The following is a 20,458-nucleotide window of genomic DNA, read 5'->3' as shown; positions in this document are numbered from 1 at the left end:
TACGGTGGCGGCATGGCAAACCCGACCCGATGGCAGACCGAGACCGGCCCGGAGCACTCGCAGTGGTACATCGACCGGTTCCGCCGGCTGGCCGCCGAGGGGGCGGACCTGGCCGGGGAGGCGCGGCTGATGGACGCGCTCGTCGCGCCCGGCTCCCGGATCCTCGACGCCGGCTGCGGCACCGGCCGGGTCGGCGCGGCACTCGCCGCCCGGGGTCACCGCGTGGTCGGGGTGGACGCCGACCCGGCCCTGGTGGCGGCCGCCGCCGCCGACCACCCCGGCCCGCGCTGGCTGGTCGCCGACCTGGCCGAGCTGGACCTGGCGGCGGCCGGCGAGGCGGAGCCCTTCGACGCGGCTGTCGTCGCCGGCAACGTGCTGGCCTTCGTCGCCCCCGACACCGAACGGGAGGTGCTCCGCCGCGTCGCCGCCCACCTGCGCCCCGACGGCGTGCTGGCGGTCGGCTTCGGCACCAACCGGGGCTACCCGCTGACCGGGTTCGACGCCGACGCGGTCGCCGCCGGCCTGCGCCTGGAGCACCGCTTCGCCACCTGGGACCTGCGCCCGTGGCGCGACGACGCGGACTTCGCCGTCACCGTGCTGCGCCGCCCCGCCGGCTGAGCACACCTGCCGGCCGGCGGCCTCACGCGGGGGCGGCGACGACCCGCGCGGCCGTCGGGTCGAGCGGGGCACCGGCCGGCACCAGGGCGACCAGGCTCGCCGGCAGCCGCACCGGCCGCACGTCGCGGTAGCCGAGCATCCCGAGCACCTCGCCGCCAGCGAGGACGTACCGCCGGCCCAGGTCGGTGACCACGGAGACCGCTCCCCCGGACGCGCCGGGCGCCGCGACCGCCTCGACCACGGCGCCCCGCCCCGGCTGCACCACGACGTGGTCGGCCCGCACCCCGCCGCCGGCCGCCGTCGCGGTACGCGGCGCGGCGGCGAGATCGGGCAGCCGGACGCCGAGCCGTACCTCCGCGACGCCGCCGTCGTCGCCCACCCGGGCGCACAGCCCCGCCCCCTCGCCGACGGCCAGCCGGGGCGGCGCGAGCGGTGGGGCGGTCGGCCCGGTCGGGGCGAGGTCGGGCAGCTTCGGCAGCGCCGCGAACCGACCGAGCGTCATCGGTTCCGGTTCGCCCTGGCCGGTGCGGGCGAGCAGCAGTCCGGCCTGCAACTCGGTGATGCCGGCCAGGCCGTCGCGCAGCGCGACGGCGTACTGCCGGCCGCCGCCGGAGTTGCTTACCAGGTAGACGTCGCCGACGCGGGCCCCGGAGACCCGCGGGGAGCGTTCCCCTTCGGCGGGCAGCGCCAGCGGGGCGAGGTCGGCGCCGGCGGGCAGGCTGTTGAGCAGGGCCGGGGCCACCGGGACCGCCCGGGCCCGGGTGACCGCCAGGGCGGCCAGCACCCGGCTGGCGTCGCGTACCAGGTAGCGACGCTGGTGCCAGACGAGGTGCAGCCCGCCGTCGGGATGGCGCAGCAGCAGCGCTTCCTCGCCCAGAGGGCGGCCCTCGCCGCCCGGGACGCCGATCAGCAGCGCCGAGCGGGGCGCCGACCGGTCGGCCTCGGTGCCCGGCACGGAGCAGACCGTCCACGCCGCGGTGGACAGCCGGCCGCGCGCGGGTAGCGAGTCGGGGGCGTCGGCGATGCCCAGTGGCAGCCCGCGCGGCACCCCGTCGATGGCACGGCGGGAGACGAGCACCGTCTTCGGCCGCTCCGCACCGATGATCAGCAGGGCCGAGGCGTAGTTGAGCACCGGGTGCAGCTTCTCCTCCCGGTAGACGAACCGCGCGCCGGACTCCTTCTCCACGATCACCGCGCCCGGGTCGCGCCACGTGCTGCCGCCGCCGGTGAAGAGGCCGTAGAGGGCGAAACCGCCCAGCCCGATGGCCGCGACGAGCACGCTGGCCAGACCGGCGCCGGCCAGCCGCCGAAACGGCGACTGCGCCGGGTCGGTCTCGCGCATCACCAGGGCGGCGACCGCCCGCTGGACGGTGAACTGGTACGAGTGCAGCTGGTCCTGCCGCGACGGCATGGGATCCCTTCCGGTGTGACGGTCGGGGCACAGGATAAGCGCTGCGTCGATATCCCGAGGACCCTGTGTCGCGACGCCCGGCGGTCGGCGGCATGACCGGGGTCACGGCGCGGAGGTGCCGCGCGTGGATACCCCCGGGGGTAGCATGGGCCCCGGACCGGGTACCCCCGGGGGTATGTTGGACGAGACGAGGAGGTGCGCGGTGAAACTCCGACCCGAGATGACCGGCGAGGCGCTGACCCGCCTGAAGCGGGCCCGGGGCCAGCTCAACGCGGTCATTGAGATGATGGAGACCGGCCAGGACTGCCGCGAGGCGCTGACCCAGCTCGCCGCCGTGTCGAAGGCGATCGACCGGGCCGGGTTCAAGATCATCGCCTCGGGGATGCGGCACTGCAACACCGCGCGCGAGCAGGGCGAATCGCCGGAGATGACCGAGGACGAGCTGGAGAAGCTCTTCCTCGCGCTGGCCTGACCACGCCCGGAAACGCCCGCCGCGTCACGTGGGCGCGGAGTGGGCGGTTAGTCGACACGCACCCGCCGGCACCCCGGCGTGTGCCCACCACATACCCCCAGGGTATAAAGGCAAGGAGTAGCGCAATGACAGTTGAGGTGTCCGTCATCGCGACGTCCTCGCTCGGCGACCGCAGCTATCTGGCCTCGGACGGCACGGCCGGGATCGTCGTCGACCCCCAGCGCGACATCGACCGGGTCATGTACCTCGCGGGTGAGAAGGGCGTGCGGATCACCCACGTGGCGGAGACCCACATCCACAACGACTACGTCTCCGGCGGCCTGGAACTGGCCCGGCTGACCGGCGCCCACTACCTGGTCGCCGCACCCGACGAGGTCGGGTTCGACCGCACCCCGGTCACCGACGGCACCACAGTGACCGTCTCGGGCTCGATGCGGTTGCGCGTGGTGGCCACGCCGGGGCACACCTTCCACCACCTGTCGTACGTGCTCGACGAGGCGCGCGACGGCGACTGGCACCCCGTCGGGGTGTTCACGGGCGGCTCGCTGCTCTTCGGCACCACCGGCCGCACCGACCTGCTCGGCGGCCAGCACGCCCACGAGCTCGCCCACCGCCAGCACGCGTCGGCGCGGCGGCTGGCCGACCTGCTGCCCGACGGCGCCCAGGTCTGGCCGACCCACGGCTTCGGCAGTTTCTGCTCGGCCGGCCAGTCCGACGCCCCCGAGTCGACGATCGGCCGGGAGCGGCAGGCCAACCCCGTGCTGCGGCTGGCCGCCGACGAGTTCGTCACCGAGACCCTGGCCGGGCTCGACGCCTACCCGGCGTACTACGCCCACATGGGCGTGGCGAACCTCGCCGGTGCGGCGCCGGCGGACCTTACCCCGGTCGCCCGGGCCGACGCCGCCGAACTGCGGGCCCGCATCGCCGACGGCCAGTGGGTCGTCGACCTGCGCCACCGCAGGGCGTACGCCACGTCGCACCTGGCCGGCACCGTCGCCCTCGGGCTCGACGGGCCGATGTCGACCTGGCTCGGCTGGCTCGTCGACTGGGGAACGCCGATCACCCTGCTCGGGGAGAGCGCGCAGCAGATCGCCGACGCCCAGCGCGAGCTGGCGCGCATCGGCATCGACCGGCCGGCCGCCGGGGCCACCGGGGAACCCCGCCAGTGGGCCGTCGAGCCGGGGCAGCTGCGGGAGCTGCGGACGGCCGACTTCCCGGCGCTGGCCGCCGCCCGCGCCGGAGACACCCCGGCGCAGCTGCCCGGCCCGGACGTCGTACTCGACGTGCGGATGACCAACGAGTGGGTCGACGGTCACGTCGACGGCGCCGTACACATCCCGCTGCCCGACCTGCCCGGGCGTCTCGCCGAGGTGCCCGCCGGCGCCGTCTGGGTGCACTGCGGCTCCGGCTACCGGGCCGCCGCCGCCGCGTCGCTGCTGGCCAACGCCGGTCGCGAGGTCGTCGTGATCGACGACATGTTCGGCCGGGCCGAGGCCGCCGGCGTCGCCCTGCGCTCCGGCAACGCCTGAGCGGCCCCGCGCTCACCGCCGACGGCCGCGCCGGCGACCCGCCAGCCCGGTCACATCCAAGCCCTTTTCGGGCAACTCATCCCAGCCGAGGACACCTCATGGACACTTCGTCAACCACCCGGCCCACCACGCTCGACGCCGCCGGCCTGCGGGAGCTGATCGACTCCGGCCACGCTCCCCGCCTGCTCGACGTGCGCACCCCCGCCGAGTTCGAGACCGCGCACATCCCCGGCGCCCACAACGTCCCGCTCGACCTGCTGCGGGAACATCCCGAGGAACTGCGCCGCCACCTCGACGAGGACGTGGTGCTGATCTGCCGCTCCGGCGCCCGCGCCACCCAGGCCGGACAGGTCCTCGCCGGAGTCGGGCTGGCGCACCTCAGGATCCTCGACGGCGGCATGACGGCCTGGCAGGCCGGCCACGCGCAGGTCGAGCGGGGCGTCCCCCGCTGGGACCTGGAGCGGCAGGTCCGCCTCGTCGCCGGTTCGATCGTCCTGGTCAGCATCCTCGGCTCGGTCTTCGTGCCCGGCCTCAAGTGGGTCGCCGGCGTCATCGGCGCCGGCCTCACCGTCGCCGCCGTCACCAACACCTGCGCGATGGGCATGCTGCTCGGCCGGCTGCCCTACAACCGCGGCCCCGGCGGCGAACTGGACACCGTCGTCCGCCGCCTGGCGGACCACCCGACGCCCCGGCAACGGTCGTGACCGGCGGCCTCGCGCTGACCCTCGGACTGGCCGTCCTCATCGGGGTCAGCCTCGGCCTGCTCGGCGGCGGCGGCTCCATCCTCGCCGTACCGCTGCTGGTCTACGTCGCCGACCTGCCGCCGAGAGAGGCGATCGCCACCTCGCTGCTCGTCGTCGGGGTGACCAGCGCCGTGGGCGTGCTGCCGCACGCCCGCGCCGGCCGGATCAGATGGCGCACCGGCCTTATCTTCGGGCTCGCGGGCATGGCCGGCGCGTACGCCGGCGGCCGGCTGGCCGCGTTCGTCCCGGCGGCGCTCCTGCTCACCGGCTTCGCCGTGATGATGCTCGCCACCGCGACCGCCATGATCCGCGGCCGGCGCGGCGGCGGCGCGGGCGGCGCGGCCCGACCCGAGCTGCCGACGCTGCGGGTGGTGCTCGACGGCCTCGTGGTCGGGCTGGTCACCGGCCTGGTCGGGGCCGGTGGCGGTTTCCTGGTCGTGCCCGCCCTCGCCCTGCTCGGCGGCCTGCCGATGCCGGTCGCGGTCGGCACCTCGCTCGTGGTGATCGCCATGAAGTCGTTCGCGGGGCTGGCCGGGTACCTCTCCACCGTCAGCATCGACTGGGGCCTGGCCGCCGCCGTCACCGGCGCCGCCGTGCTCGGCAGCCTGGCCGGCGGCCGGCTCGCCGGGCGCGTACCGGAGGCCGTGCTGCGCGGGGCGTTCGGCTGGTTCGTGGCCGTGATGGGCGTCTTCGTCCTGGCCCAGCAGCTACCCGAGCGGCTGCGGACCGAACCCCTGCTGTGGGCCGTCGTCGCGGGCGCGGCGGTGGTGGTGGCGGCGGTCGCCGTGGTGCGCCGTCGCACCCGGACGCGACGGCCGTAGGCGACCGTTCAGGCGCGCAGGACCAGCCCGTCCCGGCACCGCGTCCGACCCGGTGACGCGGCCGGGACGCAAGCCGGTTGCCGGGGGTCCGCGCGCCGGCGGGTAGCATCCGGGCCCGTGGGCGTGCGATTCGAGGAACTGGCCTGGCGGGAGACCCCGATCGGCCTCATCAGCCTGCGCCGGCGCCGCGACCCGTCGCTCGGCGTCGAGGTGTACGAGGTCAAGCTCGACGACGAGTTCCTGATGTCCAGCCTCTTCCCCGTCGCGGAGATCGAGCTGGCCCGGCTGGGCCTGGCCCCGCTGCGCGGGTCGGGGCTCGACGTGGTCGTCGGCGGCCTCGGGCTCGGCTACACCGCCCGCACCGCGCTCGAAGACGACCGGGTCGGCTCGCTGCTGGTCGTCGAGGCGATCGAGGACGTCATCGACTGGCACCGGCGGGAGCTGCTGCCCTTCGCCGCCGGGCTGGCCGCCGACCCGCGTACCCGGTTCGCGCGCGCCGACTTCTTCGCCGCCGTCGCCGACGGCACCGGCTTCGACCCGCAGGAGCCCGGACGGCGCTTCCACGCCGTGCTGCTCGACGTGGACCACTCGCCGCGCAACGTGCTGCACCCCGCCCACGCCGCCTTCTACACCCCCGACGGCCTGCGCCGCCTCGCCGCCCACCTGCACCCGGACGGGGTGTTCGCCCTCTGGTCGGACGACCCGCCCGACTCCGACTTCGAGGCCGCTCTCGCCACGGTGTTCTCCACCGCCCGGGCGCACGTCGTCCCGTTCGCCAACCCGCTGACCGGCGGGGAGTCGGCCAACACCGTCTACGTCGCCCAGCGCTGACGGCGCGGGCCCGCCTGCGGGGCGCCCCGGCTCGGGCGGCCGGGCGGGGCGTCCGGCCGGGCGGCGTTGCGGTGCGTGCCGCGCCGAGGACTTCGGGATGTGGCGGCATGCCCGGGTGCGGGCCGGGAAGGCCGCACGGCACCAGCGGCGGGTCGCGAAGGGGACCCCGACCGTTACCTACGGCACCGTAGGTTACCGTTAAGTATGACCTTGGTGGGCGCCACGGGCGGAGGAGAATCATGGACCTGAGTGCGGAGCGGCCCTGGTTGCGCAGCTACGCCCCGGACGTGCCGGCGACCGTCACACCGTCCGACGAGTCGCTGGTGGACCTGCTGCGCGATGCCGCCCGCCGCTTCGGCCCCCGGGTCGCCCTCGACTTCTTCGGCGCCACCACCACGTACGCCGACCTGGACGCCCAGGTGAGCCGCGCGGCCGAGGTGCTGCGCCGGCTCGGCGTCGGCCGCGGCGACCGGGTCGCGCTGGTGCTGCCCAACTGCCCGCAGCACGTCGTCGCCTTCTACGCCACGCTGCGCCTCGGTGCGGTGGTGGTGGAGCACAACCCGCTCTACACCGCGCAGGAACTCGCCCAGCAGCTCGCCGACCACGGCGCCCGCGTCGCGGTGGTCTGGGACAAGGTCGCCCCGCTCGTCCACGACACCGCCGGCGAGACCGCCGTCGAGACGGTGGTCGCCGTGGACCTCACCACCGCGCTGCCCCGGCGGAAGCGCTGGGCGCTGCGGCTGCCGCTGGCCCGGGCGCGGGCCACCCGCGCGGCGATGACCGCCCCCGCGCCGGGGGCGCTGTCCTGGGAACGACTGGTCGCCGCCGCCGGGCCCCTGCCCCCCACGCACCCCGCCCCCGGGCCGGACGACACGGCGCTGTTGCAGTACACGGGCGGCACCACCGGCACCCCGAAGGGCGCGATCCTCACCCACCGCAACCTGCGGACCAACGCGGCGCAGGGCCGCGCCTGGGTGCCGGGCCTGCGCGACGGCGAGGAGACGGTGTACGCGGTGCTGCCGTTGTTCCACGCGTACGGGCTGACGCTCTGCCTCACCTTCTCGGTGAGCATCGGCGCCACGCTTGTGCTGTTCCCCCGCTTCGACCTGGACCAGATGCTGGAGGCGGTACGCCGCCGCCCGCCGACCTTCCTGCCCGCCGTACCGCCGATCTACGAGAAGCTGGCGACGGCCGCCCGGGAACGCGGGGTGGACCTCTCCTCGGCCCGGTACGCGATCTCCGGCGCCATGTCGCTGCCCCCGGCGACGGTCGAGGTGTGGGAGTCGGTCACCGGCGGGCTGCTCGTCGAGGGGTACGGCATGACCGAGACCTCGCCCGTCGCGCTCGGCAACCCGGTCTCCCCCGCCCGACGGCCGGGAACTGTCGGCGTGCCGTTCCCGTCCACCGAGATCCGCATCGTCGACCCGGAGGACCCGACCCGCGAGCGCGCGCCGGGCGAGGCCGGTGAGCTGCTGATCCGGGGGCCGCAGGTGTTCACCGGCTACTGGAACCGCCCGGCGGAGACGGCGGCGGTGCTGCTGCCCGGCGGCTGGCTGCGCAGCGGGGACATCGTGGTGGCCGACGCCGACGGCTTCGTCAGCGTGGTCGACCGGATCAAGGAGCTGATCATCACCGGCGGGTTCAACGTCTACCCGTCGGAGGTGGAGGACGCGCTGCGCGGCGCTCCCGGCATCCGCGACGCCGCCGCCGTCGGCCTGCCCGGCGAGCACGGCGAGGAGGTGGTGGCGGCGGTCGTGCTGGACGAGGGCGCCGACCTCGACGAGGCGGCCGTGCGGGCGGCGTGCCGGCGGGGGCTGGCCGGATACAAGGTGCCCCGGCGCCTGGTCGTCGTCGACGACCTGCCCCGCTCCCAGATCGGCAAGGTCCTGCGCCGCGAGGTGCGCGACCGGCTGCTCGCCGAGGGCTGAGCCCGCTCCCCCTCCCGTCAGCGCAGGGGTGGGCCGGCCCGGAGGATGCGCCGGGCCCGGCGGCGGTCGAGCCAGCGCGGCTCGGGCGGGTCCGTCGGGTCGACGCCGGTGACCAGTTCCAGCAGGATCAGCACCCAGAAGCCGGCGGCGCTGAGCTTGTTGCGGGCCCGGCCCGGCTCGGGCGCTCCCGGCGGCAGCACGACCTGCGCCCAGCGCCAGGCCACCCAGGCGACCTCCCGGTCCGGGTGGTGCCGTCCGGAGCGGCTGAGCAGGCGGACCTCGCGCCGCGCGGGCGCCGGCAGTCGCCACCAGCCCCGCAGGACCGCGAGCCGGTCCTCGGCACCGTCGGCGGGCGGGGGGACCGTCACGTCACCGGGGTTCATGCCTGGTAAGGATAGCCAGGACCGCACACCGTCCGCGGCCTTCCCGAACCCCGGCCCGGCGGGGCTCAGAACCAGTCGTCGCGCATCTGGAGGGTGGTGCGGTCGAGGCCGTCCAGCAGGTCGAACTGCGGACCGGTGCGGGGCAGCTCGTGGCGGAAGAAGTACCGGGCGGCCTGCCGCTTGCCGGCGTGCAGGTCCGCGTCCGGACCGGGGTCGCCGGCCGCCTCGACGACGAGGAGCTGCTCCAGCCACATCCAGGCGATCACCACGTGGCCGACCGCCTCCAGGTAGACGCTCGCGTTCGCCAGCGCCACCTCGGGATCGCCGGTGCCCCACAGCCGCCGGGTGACCAGGAAGACCCGGTCGAGGGCGGTACCGAGCGAGACGGCGAGGTCGGCGGCCTCGCCCCCGAACTCGCTCGCGCGGGTGGCCGTGGCCCGGGCGGTGCGCACCAGCAGCGTCAGCCCGGCCCCGCCGCGCATGGTGACCTTGCGCCCCAGCAGGTCCAGCGCCTGGATGCCGTGGGTGCCCTCGTGGATGGGGTTGAGCCGGTTGTCGCGCCAGTGCTGCTCGACGTCGTGGTCGCGGGTGTAGCCGGCGCCGCCGTGCACCTGGATGGCCAGGTCGTTGGCGGCCAGGCACCACTGTGCCGGCCAGCTCTTCGCGATCGGGGTGAGCACGTCCAGCAGCAGGTGTGCCCGCTCCCGGTCCGCCGCCTCCGGCGCCGTCGCCTCCTCGTCGAGCAGCCGACCGCAGTAGAGGACCAGCGCCAGCGCACCCTCCACGTAGCTCTTCTGCGCCAGCAGCATCCGTCGTACGTCGGGGTGGGCGACGATGGGCACCTGCGGCGCGGTCGGGTCCCGGTCGGCGAGCGGGCGGCCCTGCGGGCGTTGCCGGGCGTACGCCAGGGACTTGAGGTAGCCGGTGTAGCCGAGGGCGGTGGCGCCGGCGCCCACCCCGATGCGCGCCTCGTTCATCATGTGGAACATCTGGGCCAGTCCCTGGTGCGGCTCGCCGACCAGGTAGCCGACCGCGCCGGGGCGCCCACCGGGCCGGTGCCCGCCCTCGCCGAAGGCGAGCAGCGCGTTGGTGGTGCCCCGGTAGCCCATCTTGTGGTTGAGGCCGACCAGGGTGACGTCGTTGCGGGCGCCGGGCGCGCCGTCGTCGCCGAGCAACATCTTCGGGACGATGAACAGCGAGATTCCCTTCACCCCGGGCGGGCCGCCGGGGATCCGGGCGAGCACCAGGTGGACGATGTTCTCCGCCAGTTCGTGGTCGCCGCCGGAGATCCACATCTTGGTGCCGTGCAGCCGGTACGTCCCGTCATCCTGCGGCTGCGCCCGGGTGGTGATGTCGGCCAGCGAGCTGCCGGCCTGCGGTTCGGAGAGGCACATGGTGCCGAAGAAGCGCCCCTGCACCATCGGCCGCACCCAGGTGTCGATCTGTTCGGGGCTGCCGTGCGCCAGCAGCAGGTTGGCGTTGCCGAGGGTCAGCAGCGGGTACGCCGAGGTGCCGGGGTTGGCGGCCTGGAGCCAGGCGAAACAGGCGGCCCGTACGACGTGCGGCAGTTGCATCCCGCCGACCGAGGCGTCCATACCGGCGCCGAGCAGCCCGGTCTCGGCGAAGACGTCGAGGGCCTGTTTGACCTGGGCGATGGTGTGCACCCGCTCGCCGTCGAAGGTGGGCTCGGCGAGGTCGGCGGCCCGGTTGTGCGGGGCGAACCGCTCGGCGGCCACCCGCTCGGCGAGTTCCAGTGCGGCGTCGAAGGTCTCCCGGGAGTGCTCGGCGTAGCGGGCGCGCCCGGTCAGCCGGGTCACCTCCAGCCAGTCGTGCAGCAGGAAGCGCAGGTCGCGACGGGAGAGCAGGGTGGACGACACGGGTCTCCTTCCGTCGGCGGGCGTGCCGTCGGCCGCGGCGCGGCCCGGCGACGCCCCCGCGCAGGTCATCCTGACCGATCCGGCCCGCCAGCGCACCACCCGCCGGCGCCCGCTCACATCCCGCCGACTCCCGCCGGGGACCCGGCGGCGCTCCGGCCGGCGCCGCCGGAGACCGGCCGGCAGGGCATTTGACCGCAATCCGGGCGGGCCCTTGCCATATCGATCGACGGCTCCCTATCCTTCGCTGGAAAGCGCTTTCCAGGCTGCCACGCCGCGGCGACCGGGCCGCCGGATCGGCGGAGTGGCCAGGCCGGGGCGCGATGGCACCGCGCTCCGACACCGACGGACCCGACCCCGCGGGCCGCGACGCGACCGCCGGTCCGGCCACCGGCGAAGGCGGGCCCGCCGACCACCCGACCGGCAGCACCAGCCGGCAGACGAAGAGGAAGACGAGGCGAGCATGAGACGACCAGTCGCACTGCGACTCCAGGTGGCCCTGGCCACGACGGCCGTCGGGGCCGCGATCGGCGTGGCGGCCCTGCCGACACCCCCCGCGTCGGCGGCGGCCGGCAGCGCCACCGGCTACGCGACCCGCAACGGCGGGACCACCGGCGGCGCGGGCGGGCAGACCGTACGGGCCAGCACGGGCACCGCGATCCACGCGGCCCTGTGCGGCCGGGCCAGCAGCAGCACCCCGATCATCATCGAGGTGTCGGGGACCATCAACCACGGCAACACCAGCAAGGTGTCGGGGGGAAGCTGCAGCACCGCCGACGGGGTGATCGAACTCAAGCAGATCAGCAACGTCACGATCATCGGGGTCGGCGGCGGAGCCGTCTTCGACCAGTTGGGCATCCACATCCGCGAGTCCAGCAACATCATCATCCGCAACGTGACGGTCCGCAACGTCAAGAAGTCGGGCTCGCCCACCTCCAACGGCGGCGACGCCATCGGCATGGAGAGCGACGTCCGCAACGTCTGGGCCGACCACCTGACGCTGGAGGCCTCGGGTGGGGAGTCGGAGGGCTTCGACGGCCTCTTCGACATGAAGGACAACACCCAGTACGTCACCCTCTCCTACAGCATCCTGCGCAACTCCGGCCGCGGCGGCCTCATCGGCTCCAGCGAGAGCGACCGCTCGAACGGCTTCGTCACGTTGCACCACAACCGCTACGAGAACATCGACTCCCGTACGCCCCTGCTGCGCGGCGGCGTCGCGCACGCCTTCAACAACCACTACGTGAACCTGCGCGAGTCCGGCATCAACTCCGGGCCGGGGCGCAGGCCCGGGTGGAGAACAACTACTTCGAGGACTCCAAGGACGTCCTGGGCACCTTCTACACCAGCGAGCGCGGCTACTGGCAGGTCGGTGGCAACGTCTTCGACAACGTGACCTGGTCCAGCCCCGGCAGTGACAACTACCCCGCCGGCCCGAACCCGCAGTCCAACACCACGGTCAGCATCCCGTACCCCTACTCCCTCGACGGGGCCGGCTGCGTGCCGGCGGTCGTCCGGCAGACGGCGGGCGCCAACACGGGCCTGCGGGAGTCGGACGGCAACTGCTCGCCGCAGACCCCGGCGCCGACGCCGACCAGTCCCACGCCGGCACCGACCGGCAGCCCCACCCCCGGGCCGACGAGCCCCACGCCGACACCGACCCAGCCCGGCGGGACCAACCTGAGCCTCGGGGCGGGTTCCGACGGCTCCAGCAAGGCCGACGGGACGAGCTACGGCAACGTACGCGACGGCAACCTGGGCACCTGGTGGTCACCGGCCGGCGCCACCGGCGACGTCTCGATCAAGTGGGGCTCCGCCACCACGGTGTCGAGGGTCGTCATCCGTGAACCGTCGGGCACCCAGGGCAGCATCGGGTCCTGGCAGGTCGTCAACCACGCGACGGGCGCCGTCCTGGCCGCCGGCAGCGGTGCGGGCGTCATCACCTTCCCCGCGACCGCACTCACCAAGATCACCTTCAGGATCACCGGTTCGACGGGCGCGCCGAGGGTCGCCGAGTTCGAGACCTACGCCAGGTAGCGGCGCGGTCGCCCCGGCGGTCCGGGACCGGCATCCCCGGACCGCCGGGCGACGACGAGCCACCGACGCGCGTCCCCGGGTCGCTCGCGCCGAACTCAGCCCGCCTCGGCCAGCAGGCCGTCAACGAGGTCGCGCGGCAGCCCGTGGGTGTCGTGCAGGTCGCGGTAGTCCTCGTCGCTCAGCGGGCCCCGGGACCGGCGTCGGGCGACCACCGGCCGCCCGCGCCGCAGCAGCTCCCGGAACCGCCGCTGCTCGGTGGAGAGCACGTCGCACACCTCGTCGACGGTGTCGGGCTGCCCGAAGCCGTCAAGGGTGTGCCGCACCACGCCGGTCGGCAGGTCGGACAGGGTCCGGGAGTCGTCGTCGCGCCACAGCGCGGTGAGCGCCCGACGCAACAGCCGGCGCAGCACGTACCCGCGACCGGTGTTCGAGGGTCGCACGCCGTCGCCGACCACCACCACGGCCGCCCGCAGGTGGTCGGCGACCAGGCGCAGCGGCGCGTCCCGCAGACCCCACACGTCGCGCCCGCCGCCCACCCACGGCGCCAGCGCCTCGCCCTCGAAGACGGTGCGGTGCCCGCCCAGCACCATCTCCAACCGTTCGAGACCCATCCCGGTGTCCACGTTGGGCTGCCCCAGCGGCGACAGCCGGCCGTCGGGGTGCCGGTGGTAGCGCATCCCGACGTGGTTCCACAGCTCCATCCACCCTCCGTCGGTCCCGGGGGTGCCCCGGGGCGGGCCGTCACCGGTCCAGACGAAGATCTCCGTGTCGGCCCCGCACGGCCCGGTGGGGCCGTTGGACCACAGTTCTCCTCCCCGGTCAGCTCCACGGGCAGGCCCAGCTCACCCCACGCGCGCAACGACGGCTCGTCCGGGCCCACCCGGTCGTCGCCGCCGAAGACCGTCGCGTACATCCGGTCGTGGTCGATGCCGAAGCCGTCGCGCAGCAGCTCGTAACCCCAGCGCAGGCTGCGCGGCAGGTCGTAGTCGCCGAGCGACCAGGAGCCCAGCATCCGGAACAGGGTCAGGTGCGTCGGGTCGCCGACCTCGTCGAGATCGGTGGTGCGCAGGCAGCGCTGCACGTTCACCAGCCGTCGGCCCAGCGGGTGGGGCCGCCCCAGCAGGTAGGGGGTGAGCGGGTGCATTCCGGAGGTGGTGAAGAGCACCGGGTCGCCCGGCGGCGGGACCAGGGAGCCGTCGGGCACGAGTTCGTGGCCGCGCTCGCGGAAGAAGTCGAGGAAGGTGCGGCTGATCGGGTCGTACGTCATGGCGGTGGCCTTTCCGGGTGGGAGCGACCGGAAGGGGCCCGCCGCCGGGAATCGGCGGAACTGACGCGACGAGAAGGCCGGCGGACCGTTTCCGGTCGCCGGCGGGAGATGTGGGATCAGGCGGCGGCGACCGACGAGCGCGAAGCTCGCGCGGCCGCGGCGGCGAAGAGGTGCCTGATCTCCATGCCCCCGACTGTACGCACACGTCGGCTCCGCCACCCACCGCGTTTCGCGGCGGGCGGCGGAGCCGGGACGGGCTCAGACGCCCGCGGAGACCAGGGCCGGGGCGGGCCGGTCGTCGGCGCGCTGCGGCGTCCTGCGGTTCGGCAGCGAGAGCCGGAAGACCTTCCTCCACGCGGAGAAGACCTGCCGGGGCAGCGACCCGCTGGTGTACTTCAGCCCGTAGCGGTCGAACAGGGCCCGCACCTCGGGGGCGATCTCCTGGTAGCGGTTGCTGGGCAGGTCCGGGAAGAGGTGGTGCTCGATCTGGTACGACAGGTTGCCGGTCATGATGTGCATCAGCCGGCTGCCGTCGATGTTGGCCGAGCCGAGCATCTGCCGCAGGTACCACTCGCCGCGGGTCTCGCCCTCGATGGAGCGCCGGGAGAAGGTCTCCACCCCCTCGGGGAAGTGCCCACACATGATCACCGAGTGGCTCCACAGGTTGCGCACGATGTTGGCCGTGAAGGTGGCGGCCAGCGTGTGCAGGAACGAGGGGCCGGACAGCAGCGGGTGCAGCACGTAGTCCTTGAGCACCTGCCGGCGGATCTTGCGCCCCACCGCCCTGGCCCGGGCCCGGAACTCCGGCCGCTTGTGGCGGCCCTTGCGCAGGTTGCGTCCCAGCTCCAGGTCGTAGGCGGCGATACCGTACTCGAAGAAGCAGGCGTTGATGAAGTTCCACAGCGGCTGGCCCAGGTGGAACGGGTGCCACCGCTGGTCCTCGTCGACCCGCATGATGCCGTAGCCGAGGTCGTTGTCCTTGCCGATGACGTTCGTGTAGGTGTGGTGCAGCTCGTTGTGCGAGTGCTTCCACTGGTCGGCCGGGGTGACGTGGTCCCACTCCCAGGTGGTGGAATGGATCTTGGGGTCGCGCATCCAGTCCCACTGGCCGTGCAGGATGTTGTGCCCGACCTCCATGTTCTCCAGGATCTTGGCCACGGAGAGGCCGGCCGTGCCGACGAGCCAGGCCGGCGGGAAGAGGGAGAACAGCAGCACCACCCGGCTGCCCACCTCCAGCTTGCGCTGCACCGAGATGACCCGGCGGATGTACGCGGCGTCGCGCTCGCCCCGGTCGGCGACCACCCGGGCGCGGATCGCGTCCAGTTCCTTGCCGATGAGCTCGATGTCCTCGGCGCTCAGGTGGGCGATCGGGTTGACGGTCTTGTTCTGGATCGTGGTCACGTCAGGTGCTCCCGGTCAGTGGTCGATGTCGCAGGGGCCGGCCGCGGCCGACACGCAGGTCTGGATACGAACGCCGTCGCCGGGCAGCGCCGTGGTCAGGTCGCCGTTGCGCAGGTCCCGCACGGCGCCCTGGCGCAGCGGCAGGACGCAGCCGAAGCAGATGCCCATCCGGCAGCCCGAGGGCATCAGCACCCCGGCGTTCTCGCCGGCGTCGAGCAACGGGGTGGCGCCGTCGGCGGCGACGGTGACCCCCGAGCGGGTGAAGGTGACGGTGCCGCCCTCGCCCGCCGAGATGACCGTCGGCCGGAACCGCTCGGTGTGCAGCCGGTCGCCGCACCCCCGGGCCGTCCAGTGCGCCTCCAGGGCGTCGAGCAGGCCGATCGGGCCGCAGGCCCAGGTCTCCCGGTCGAGGTGGTCGGGCACGAGGCGGTCGAGGTCGGCCACGGTGAGCAGGCCGTCGGTGTCGGTGTGCCGCTGCAGGAGCCGGATCGCGCCCCGCCCGGCCAGCTCCCGCAACTCGGCGCCGAAGATCACATCGGCCGGGGTGGGCGCCGAGTGCACCACGACGACGTCGGCGCCGTCCAGCACGCCGGCGCGCAGCATCCCCATCACCGGGGTGACGCCGCTGCCCGCCGTCACGAAGAGCACCCGGGCCGGCGGCCTGCCCGGCAGCACGAAGTCGCCCTGGGCCTGGTCGAGGTGGACCAGCGTCCCGGGTCGCGTCCGGCGCACGAGGTGACCGCTGACGACCCCGTCGGGGATGGCCTTCACGGTGATCGAGATCTGCCCGTCCCGGCCGCCCGGGGCCGACGTGACCGAGTAGGCCCGCCACTGGCGTACGCCGTCGACGTCAACGCCGAGGCGGACGTACTGCCCGGGGGTGTGTCCGCGCCAGTCGCGGCCGGGCCGGATCACCAGCGTCGCCGCGTCGGCGGTCTCGGGGCGTACGGCGACGATCCGGCCGCGCAGGTCGGCGCCGGAGCGCAGCGGGGCCACCATGTCGAGATAGTCGTCGGGCAGCAGGGGGGTGGTGACCGACGCGGCCAGCCGGAGGATCCTGGCCCGCAGGGCCGCCTTCCCGGAGGGGCTCGGGTCGGTGGTGGTCGTCATAGTTCGATGATCGCGGCACGAGGGCATAAAATCTTGACCTGTAGAGGTAGTTTGGGCACGCCATTTTGTGCGGAGGGAACAATCGTGTCGGAACGCTCGGAGGCGACCCGCCGCGCGGCCCGCCTCGAACTCGACCCCCCCGTGACCGACGCGCTGCACGAGCGCCTGCCCCTGCTCGCCGCCCGCACGATGACCGCCATCACCGCCGAGGTGCCGAGCTACTCCGGCACGCTGACCGGCCAGATGCGCGCGAAGATCGAGACGGCGGTGCAGCTCGCGCTCGGCACCTTCCTCAAGCTCATCGGGCGTTCCGAGGGCGCCGACCCGAGCACCCCGCTCGTCGGCGCGCTGGAGGCCGCGTACGCCCTCGGCAGCGGCGAGGCGCGCTCCGGCAGGAGCATGGACGCCCTGCTCGCCGCGTACCGCGTCGGCGCCCGGGTCGCCTGGCGGGAGATGTCCGCCACCACCGTGCAGGGCGGGCTCTCCGCCGCCACCGTGGCCCAGTTCGCCGAGCTGATGTTCGCGTACATCGACGAGCTTTCCGCCGCCAGCGTCGCCGGCCACGCCGACGAGCTCGCCAGCGCCGGCCGGGCCCGGCGACGCAACCTGGAACGACTCAGCCAGCGGCTGCTCGCCGGGGAGCCCGAGGAGGTGCTGCTGCGCAGCGCCGAGCAGGCCGACTGGCCGCCGCCGCAGACCCTCACCGTCGTCCTGCTGCCCCGGCCCAACCTCCGGGCGGCGCTCGCGCGGCTGCACCCGCACACCCTGGAGAGCGGCGACGACCCGCCGGCGGGCGGGGCGGGCGAGGACCTGGCGGTGCTGCTGGTGCCCGACACGCACGGCGACCGGCGCCGGCAGCTCGCCCGGGTGCTGCACGGACGCCGCGCCGTGCTCGGCCCCGCCCGGCCCTGGGTGCGGGTGCTCTCCTCCTACCAGCGGGCGCTGCGCGCCCTGTCGCTCGGCCTGGGCCCGACCGACGACGGTCCCGCGCTGGACACCGAGGAACACCTCGCCGAACTGATGCTGCGCACCGACCCGGAGGGGCTGGCGGACCTGCGCGCCCGCGTCCTGGCCCCCCTGGCGGCGCTGCCGCCCGGCACCGCCGAACGGCTCGCCGAGACGCTGCGTAGCTGGCTGCTGCACCAGGGCCGGCGCGACGACGTCGCCGCCGACCTCTTCGTGCACCCGCAGACCGTCCGCTACCGGATGGGCCAGCTCCGCGAGCTGTACGGCGAACGCCTCACCGACCCGGCGACGGTCCTCGACCTCACCGTTGCCCTGGCCTTCCCGCCCCGCGCCGAACCCGACGAGCCGGCGACCTGACCGCACGCACGGGGCCCTGCGTGTCCGCGCGGTCACGCTCAGGTCAGATACCGGACATACCCGTGCCGCGCAGCGACGCGCGGTGACACCCTGAGCGCTCCCCGACCGCGAACCCCGACCACCGACCAGCCCCGCCGGGGCCGGCGATGGGCCGCGCGGGCGGGGCACGGGGCACCTCCGGTACCGCGACGTCCCCGCCCGGGGGCCGCCGGTCGGGCCCCGGCGAGCGGAGGACGCGCATGGCGTCGCACACGGGGAACGAGTCCGGGGTCGACCGCGTCGGCCCGGCCGCCGGGCCGGGTGGCACGCGCCGGCTGCGCGACCTGCTGCGCACCACCCCGGCACTGCTCGTGCTCAGCGGCGCCGTGCTGCTCGCCGCGCTGGCCGCCACCGCCGTCGTCGCCGTGCAGTCCCGCACTGCGGCCAGCGCGCTGGGCGGGCGGTCCGCGGCGACCGCCGTGAACACCAGCACCACCGCGCGGCAGATCTACCAGGGCCTCGCCGACGCGGACGTCGCCGCCAGCGCCGTCTTCCTGCTCCCGCCGGCCGAGACCCGGCGCGCCTCCCTGGTGGCCGCCTACGACGCGGCCGTCCACCGGGTCGAACGCACGCTGACCGACTCGATGGGCAACGCCGCCGGCGACCCGGACCGCCTCACCCGGCTGGCGACGATCGCCGCCCGGCTGAAGGTCTACCGCGACGTCGTGTGCGCCGCCGTGCGGGCATCCGGTCCGCTCTCCGGGGCGGGCGCCGGCGACCCGTCGCCCTGCCCACCGGCGGGAGCCACGGAGCAGGTCGGTACGGGCAGCCCCGCCGTCCGCGCGGTGCTCGCCTCCGCCTATGCCCGGCAGGCGTCGCACTACATGTCCACCGAGCTGCTCGCCGCCGCCCAGGGCCTGTGGAACTACGACACCAGGCTGCTGCTCGACGCCCGTGCCGCCGCCCGCCCGTGGCTGGCCGCGTCGGTCCTGCTGCCGCTGAGCACCCTCGCCGCCCTGGTGGCGGTGCAGGTGTGGCTGCGCCGGCGGACCCGCCGCCGCCTCAACGCCGGCCTGCTGCTGGCCTCGGTGGGCACGGCCGCCCTGCTGGCCATGCTGGCCTCGTCGTGGTGGCACTGGCCGCAGGCCGACCGGGGGTTCCCGGCGCTGGAACGGGCCATCGACGCGCAGAGCGCCACCCAGCAGCGGCTCGGCGCCCTGCTCGCCGGCCGGGCGGACGTGTACCTGGGGCTCGGCGCGAGCGTCGACCCCGCCGGGCACCGGGCCGACTTCGACCGCCGGGACCTCTGCCTCGCCCCGGCGGGCACACCGGGACCGCAGACGGACCGGATCGACTGCACCGCCCTGACGCGGACGGTCTGGCCGGCCCGGCAGAGCCGCACCCCCGACGCCTTCCGCGACGCCGTCGACACGGTGCTCGCCGACGGCTCGGCGGGTCAGGCCTTCGTCGCCGCCGAGGGGCACCTGCTCAACGAACTGACCACCCGCAACGAGGAGGTCTCCCGGATGGTCGCCGATCTGCCCGAGACGCCCCGCCACCTCGGCGCCGCAGCCGCCTGGGTCACGCTGCTCGCCGCCGCCGGTGGGCTCGCCGGGCTGCGCCGCCGCTACCTGGAGTACCAGTGACCGCACCGGGACGGACCGCGACGCGCACCCGCCGGGCCGCCTGCCTCGCCGCGCTGCTGGCGGTCCTGTCCGGCTGCACCGGGCCCGCGACGCCCGCCTCCGCTCCCCCGGCGCGACCTCCGGGCGTGGCGCAGGTGCCGACCACCGACACGGCCGGCGGGGTCTGCCCCGTGCGCCGCAGCCTCCCGCCCGACCCGACGCCCCCACGGCGCATCCTCGACAAGGGCGAGCTGGTCGCCGGCGTGGACCCGTCGGACGCCACGATGAGCCACTGGGACGCCGGCAGCCAACGCTTCGAGGGCTTCAACATCGAGCTCATGCTGGCGGTGACCCGCGCCCTCTGGCCGGCCGACGACCCCCGCGACCGGCTCACCTTCAAGGCGGTGCCGCCCGGTCAGGGCGCCTTCACCATGCTGGAGAACGGCGAGATCGACGTCGTCGCCACCTCGCTGACGGCGTCCTGCGAGCGGGCCCGGCGGGTGCTGTTCTCCAACGACTACCTCGACTCGGGCCAGACGGTGCTGGTACGCCGACGCACCGACGGCAGCCCCGAGTTCGCGGGCATCGAGCAGCTCGGCGGCCGGCGGGTCTGCGCCGCCGCGAACACCACCTCCCTGGCGATGATCGCCGGCTACCGCACGGCGGCCGGCGCGCGGCCGGTCCCGGTGCAGGCCGTGCACCCGATCGACTGCCTGGTCATGCTGCGCCAGGGCCAGGTGGACGGGGTCAGCACCGACGACAACATCCTGCTGGGCTTCACCCGGATGGCCCCGGACACGACGTTGGTGACCGAGGCGCCCCGGCCGGACCTGCGCTCCTGCGCGTACCACCGGGACGAGAACTGCACCTGGTTCACCGACGAGCCGCACGCCTTCGCGTTCCACCTGACCGAGGGCCGGGAGCTGGTCGCGTTCGTCAACCACGTGCTGGCCCGACCGCCTACCGCGAAGGTGTGGCAGGACGCCCACGAGCGGTGGCTCGCCGGGCACCGGGACCGGGGCATGCCGTCGCCCGAGCCGCCGACCACCGACTGGCCGCCCCCCGACCCCGCGTCGACCAGCCCGCGGCCGGCCGACTGATGGGCG

General features: G+C 74.8%; 16 protein-coding genes and 2 pseudogenes. 11 read left to right on the top strand and 7 right to left on the bottom strand.

From position 1 onward, the window contains the following. The first annotated feature begins 12 nt into the window (after positions 1 to 12). Complete coding sequence (locus ACQ452_RS12360; RefSeq protein WP_433393263.1) at positions 13 to 618, top strand: class I SAM-dependent methyltransferase; 606 nt, start codon at positions 13 to 15, stop codon at positions 616 to 618. A 22-nt stretch (positions 619 to 640) separates the two neighbouring features. Here ACQ452_RS12360 and eccB read toward each other — a convergent pair whose 3' ends face one another. Next, positions 641 to 2,029: a type VII secretion protein EccB gene (gene eccB / locus ACQ452_RS12355; protein ID WP_433393261.1), complete on the bottom strand. Its 1,389-nt coding sequence runs from the start codon at positions 2,027 to 2,029 to the stop codon at positions 641 to 643. Between the two features lie 202 nt (positions 2,030 to 2,231). Between eccB and ACQ452_RS12350 the strand changes: the two genes are divergently transcribed. The 6 genes from ACQ452_RS12350 to ACQ452_RS12325 all read left to right on the top strand — a co-directional run bounded on the left by ACQ452_RS12350 (position 2,232) and on the right by ACQ452_RS12325 (position 8,353). Further along, positions 2,232 to 2,501: a metal-sensitive transcriptional regulator gene (locus ACQ452_RS12350; protein ID WP_433393259.1), complete on the top strand. Its 270-nt coding sequence runs from the start codon at positions 2,232 to 2,234 to the stop codon at positions 2,499 to 2,501. Positions 2,502 to 2,626: 125 nt separating this feature from the next. Beyond that, entirely contained in the window at positions 2,627 to 4,030 is a 1,404-nt protein-coding gene (locus tag ACQ452_RS12345; RefSeq protein WP_433393257.1) for an MBL fold metallo-hydrolase, read from the top strand. A 98-nt stretch (positions 4,031 to 4,128) separates the two neighbouring features. After that, positions 4,129 to 4,734: a rhodanese-like domain-containing protein gene (locus ACQ452_RS12340; protein WP_433393256.1), complete on the top strand. Its 606-nt coding sequence runs from the start codon at positions 4,129 to 4,131 to the stop codon at positions 4,732 to 4,734. Then, a complete protein-coding gene (locus ACQ452_RS12335) occupies positions 4,731 to 5,594 on the top strand; it encodes a sulfite exporter TauE/SafE family protein (RefSeq protein ID WP_433393254.1) in 864 nt (287 codons plus the stop codon). The genes ACQ452_RS12340 and ACQ452_RS12335 overlap by 4 nt, the downstream gene beginning before the upstream one ends. 117 nt (positions 5,595 to 5,711) lie before the next feature. Then, complete coding sequence (locus ACQ452_RS12330) at positions 5,712 to 6,425, top strand: spermidine synthase (protein WP_433393252.1); 714 nt, start codon at positions 5,712 to 5,714, stop codon at positions 6,423 to 6,425. Positions 6,426 to 6,664: 239 nt separating this feature from the next. Next, positions 6,665 to 8,353, top strand: a complete 1,689-nt coding sequence (locus tag ACQ452_RS12325; protein WP_433393250.1) for a long-chain-fatty-acid--CoA ligase — start codon at positions 6,665 to 6,667, stop codon at positions 8,351 to 8,353. A gap of 17 nt (positions 8,354 to 8,370) precedes the next feature. Here ACQ452_RS12325 and ACQ452_RS12320 read toward each other — a convergent pair whose 3' ends face one another. Continuing rightward, positions 8,371 to 8,736, bottom strand: a complete 366-nt coding sequence (locus ACQ452_RS12320) for a hypothetical protein (RefSeq protein ID WP_433393248.1) — start codon at positions 8,734 to 8,736, stop codon at positions 8,371 to 8,373. A gap of 65 nt (positions 8,737 to 8,801) precedes the next feature. Then, entirely contained in the window at positions 8,802 to 10,613 is a 1,812-nt protein-coding gene (locus tag ACQ452_RS12315; protein WP_433393247.1) for an acyl-CoA dehydrogenase, read from the bottom strand. A gap of 460 nt (positions 10,614 to 11,073) precedes the next feature. On the opposite strand from ACQ452_RS12315, the pseudogene ACQ452_RS12310 reads away from it, so the two are divergent. After that, positions 11,074 to 12,647 (top strand): annotated as a pseudogene (locus ACQ452_RS12310) (pectate lyase family protein). A gap of 95 nt (positions 12,648 to 12,742) precedes the next feature. On the opposite strand, the gene ACQ452_RS12305 reads toward ACQ452_RS12310, so the two are convergent. The 4 genes and pseudogenes from ACQ452_RS12305 to ACQ452_RS12290 all read right to left on the bottom strand — a co-directional run bounded on the left by ACQ452_RS12305 (position 12,743) and on the right by ACQ452_RS12290 (position 16,425). Beyond that, positions 12,743 to 13,408, bottom strand: coding sequence for an alanine--tRNA ligase-related protein (locus ACQ452_RS12305; RefSeq protein ID WP_433394117.1), 666 nt, complete (start codon positions 13,406 to 13,408; stop codon positions 12,743 to 12,745). 143 nt (positions 13,409 to 13,551) lie between these two features. Beyond that, positions 13,552 to 13,914: pseudogene (locus ACQ452_RS12300) on the bottom strand (alanine--tRNA ligase-related protein); the annotation flags it as partial. Between the two features lie 258 nt (positions 13,915 to 14,172). Further along, complete coding sequence (locus ACQ452_RS12295; RefSeq protein WP_433393246.1) at positions 14,173 to 15,315, bottom strand: fatty acid desaturase family protein; 1,143 nt, start codon at positions 15,313 to 15,315, stop codon at positions 14,173 to 14,175. Positions 15,316 to 15,330: 15 nt separating this feature from the next. Further along, positions 15,331 to 16,425 (bottom strand): ferredoxin reductase, encoded by a 1,095-nt coding sequence (locus tag ACQ452_RS12290; RefSeq protein WP_433393244.1) that lies wholly within the window; start codon positions 16,423 to 16,425, stop codon positions 15,331 to 15,333. An 84-nt stretch (positions 16,426 to 16,509) separates the two neighbouring features. Here ACQ452_RS12290 and ACQ452_RS12285 point away from each other — a divergent pair, with 84 nt between their 5' ends. The 3 genes from ACQ452_RS12285 (at position 16,510) to ACQ452_RS12275 (ending at position 20,452) form a co-directional block, all read left to right on the top strand. Next, a complete protein-coding gene (locus ACQ452_RS12285) occupies positions 16,510 to 17,748 on the top strand; it encodes a PucR family transcriptional regulator (protein WP_433393243.1) in 1,239 nt (412 codons plus the stop codon). A gap of 239 nt (positions 17,749 to 17,987) precedes the next feature. After that, positions 17,988 to 19,373 (top strand): hypothetical protein, encoded by a 1,386-nt coding sequence (locus ACQ452_RS12280; RefSeq protein ID WP_433393242.1) that lies wholly within the window; start codon positions 17,988 to 17,990, stop codon positions 19,371 to 19,373. Next, entirely contained in the window at positions 19,370 to 20,452 is a 1,083-nt protein-coding gene (locus ACQ452_RS12275; RefSeq protein ID WP_433393240.1) for a transporter substrate-binding domain-containing protein, read from the top strand. The genes ACQ452_RS12280 and ACQ452_RS12275 overlap by 4 nt, the downstream gene beginning before the upstream one ends. Positions 20,453 to 20,458: the final 6 nt, after the last annotated feature.

The sequence above is a fragment of the Micromonospora sp. KLBMP9576 genome, assembly GCF_050941805.1.
In the GTDB taxonomy this organism is placed as follows: Bacteria; Actinomycetota; Actinomycetes; order Mycobacteriales; family Micromonosporaceae; genus Micromonospora.
Note: the sequence above shows the minus strand (reverse complement) of the source record. Positions and strands in the feature narration are given on the sequence as shown.

What these genes read in the sequence shown, in the direction of transcription:
- ACQ452_RS12280 (WP_433393242.1), top strand. Translation starts at nt 17,988, where the DNA reads ATGGCGTCGCACACGGGGAACGAGTCCGGGGTCGACCGCGTCGGCCCG.
- ACQ452_RS12360 (WP_433393263.1), top strand. Translation starts at nt 13, where the DNA reads ATGGCAAACCCGACCCGATGGCAGACCGAGACCGGCCCGGAGCACTCG.
- ACQ452_RS12345 (WP_433393257.1), top strand. Translation starts at nt 2,627, where the DNA reads ATGACAGTTGAGGTGTCCGTCATCGCGACGTCCTCGCTCGGCGACCGC.
- ACQ452_RS12325 (WP_433393250.1), top strand. Translation starts at nt 6,665, where the DNA reads ATGGACCTGAGTGCGGAGCGGCCCTGGTTGCGCAGCTACGCCCCGGAC.
- eccB (WP_433393261.1), bottom strand. Translation starts at nt 2,029, where the DNA reads ATGCCGTCGCGGCAGGACCAGCTGCACTCGTACCAGTTCACCGTCCAG.
- ACQ452_RS12340 (WP_433393256.1), top strand. Translation starts at nt 4,129, where the DNA reads ATGGACACTTCGTCAACCACCCGGCCCACCACGCTCGACGCCGCCGGC.
- ACQ452_RS12320 (WP_433393248.1), bottom strand. Translation starts at nt 8,736, where the DNA reads ATGAACCCCGGTGACGTGACGGTCCCCCCGCCCGCCGACGGTGCCGAG.
- ACQ452_RS12290 (WP_433393244.1), bottom strand. Translation starts at nt 16,425, where the DNA reads ATGACGACCACCACCGACCCGAGCCCCTCCGGGAAGGCGGCCCTGCGG.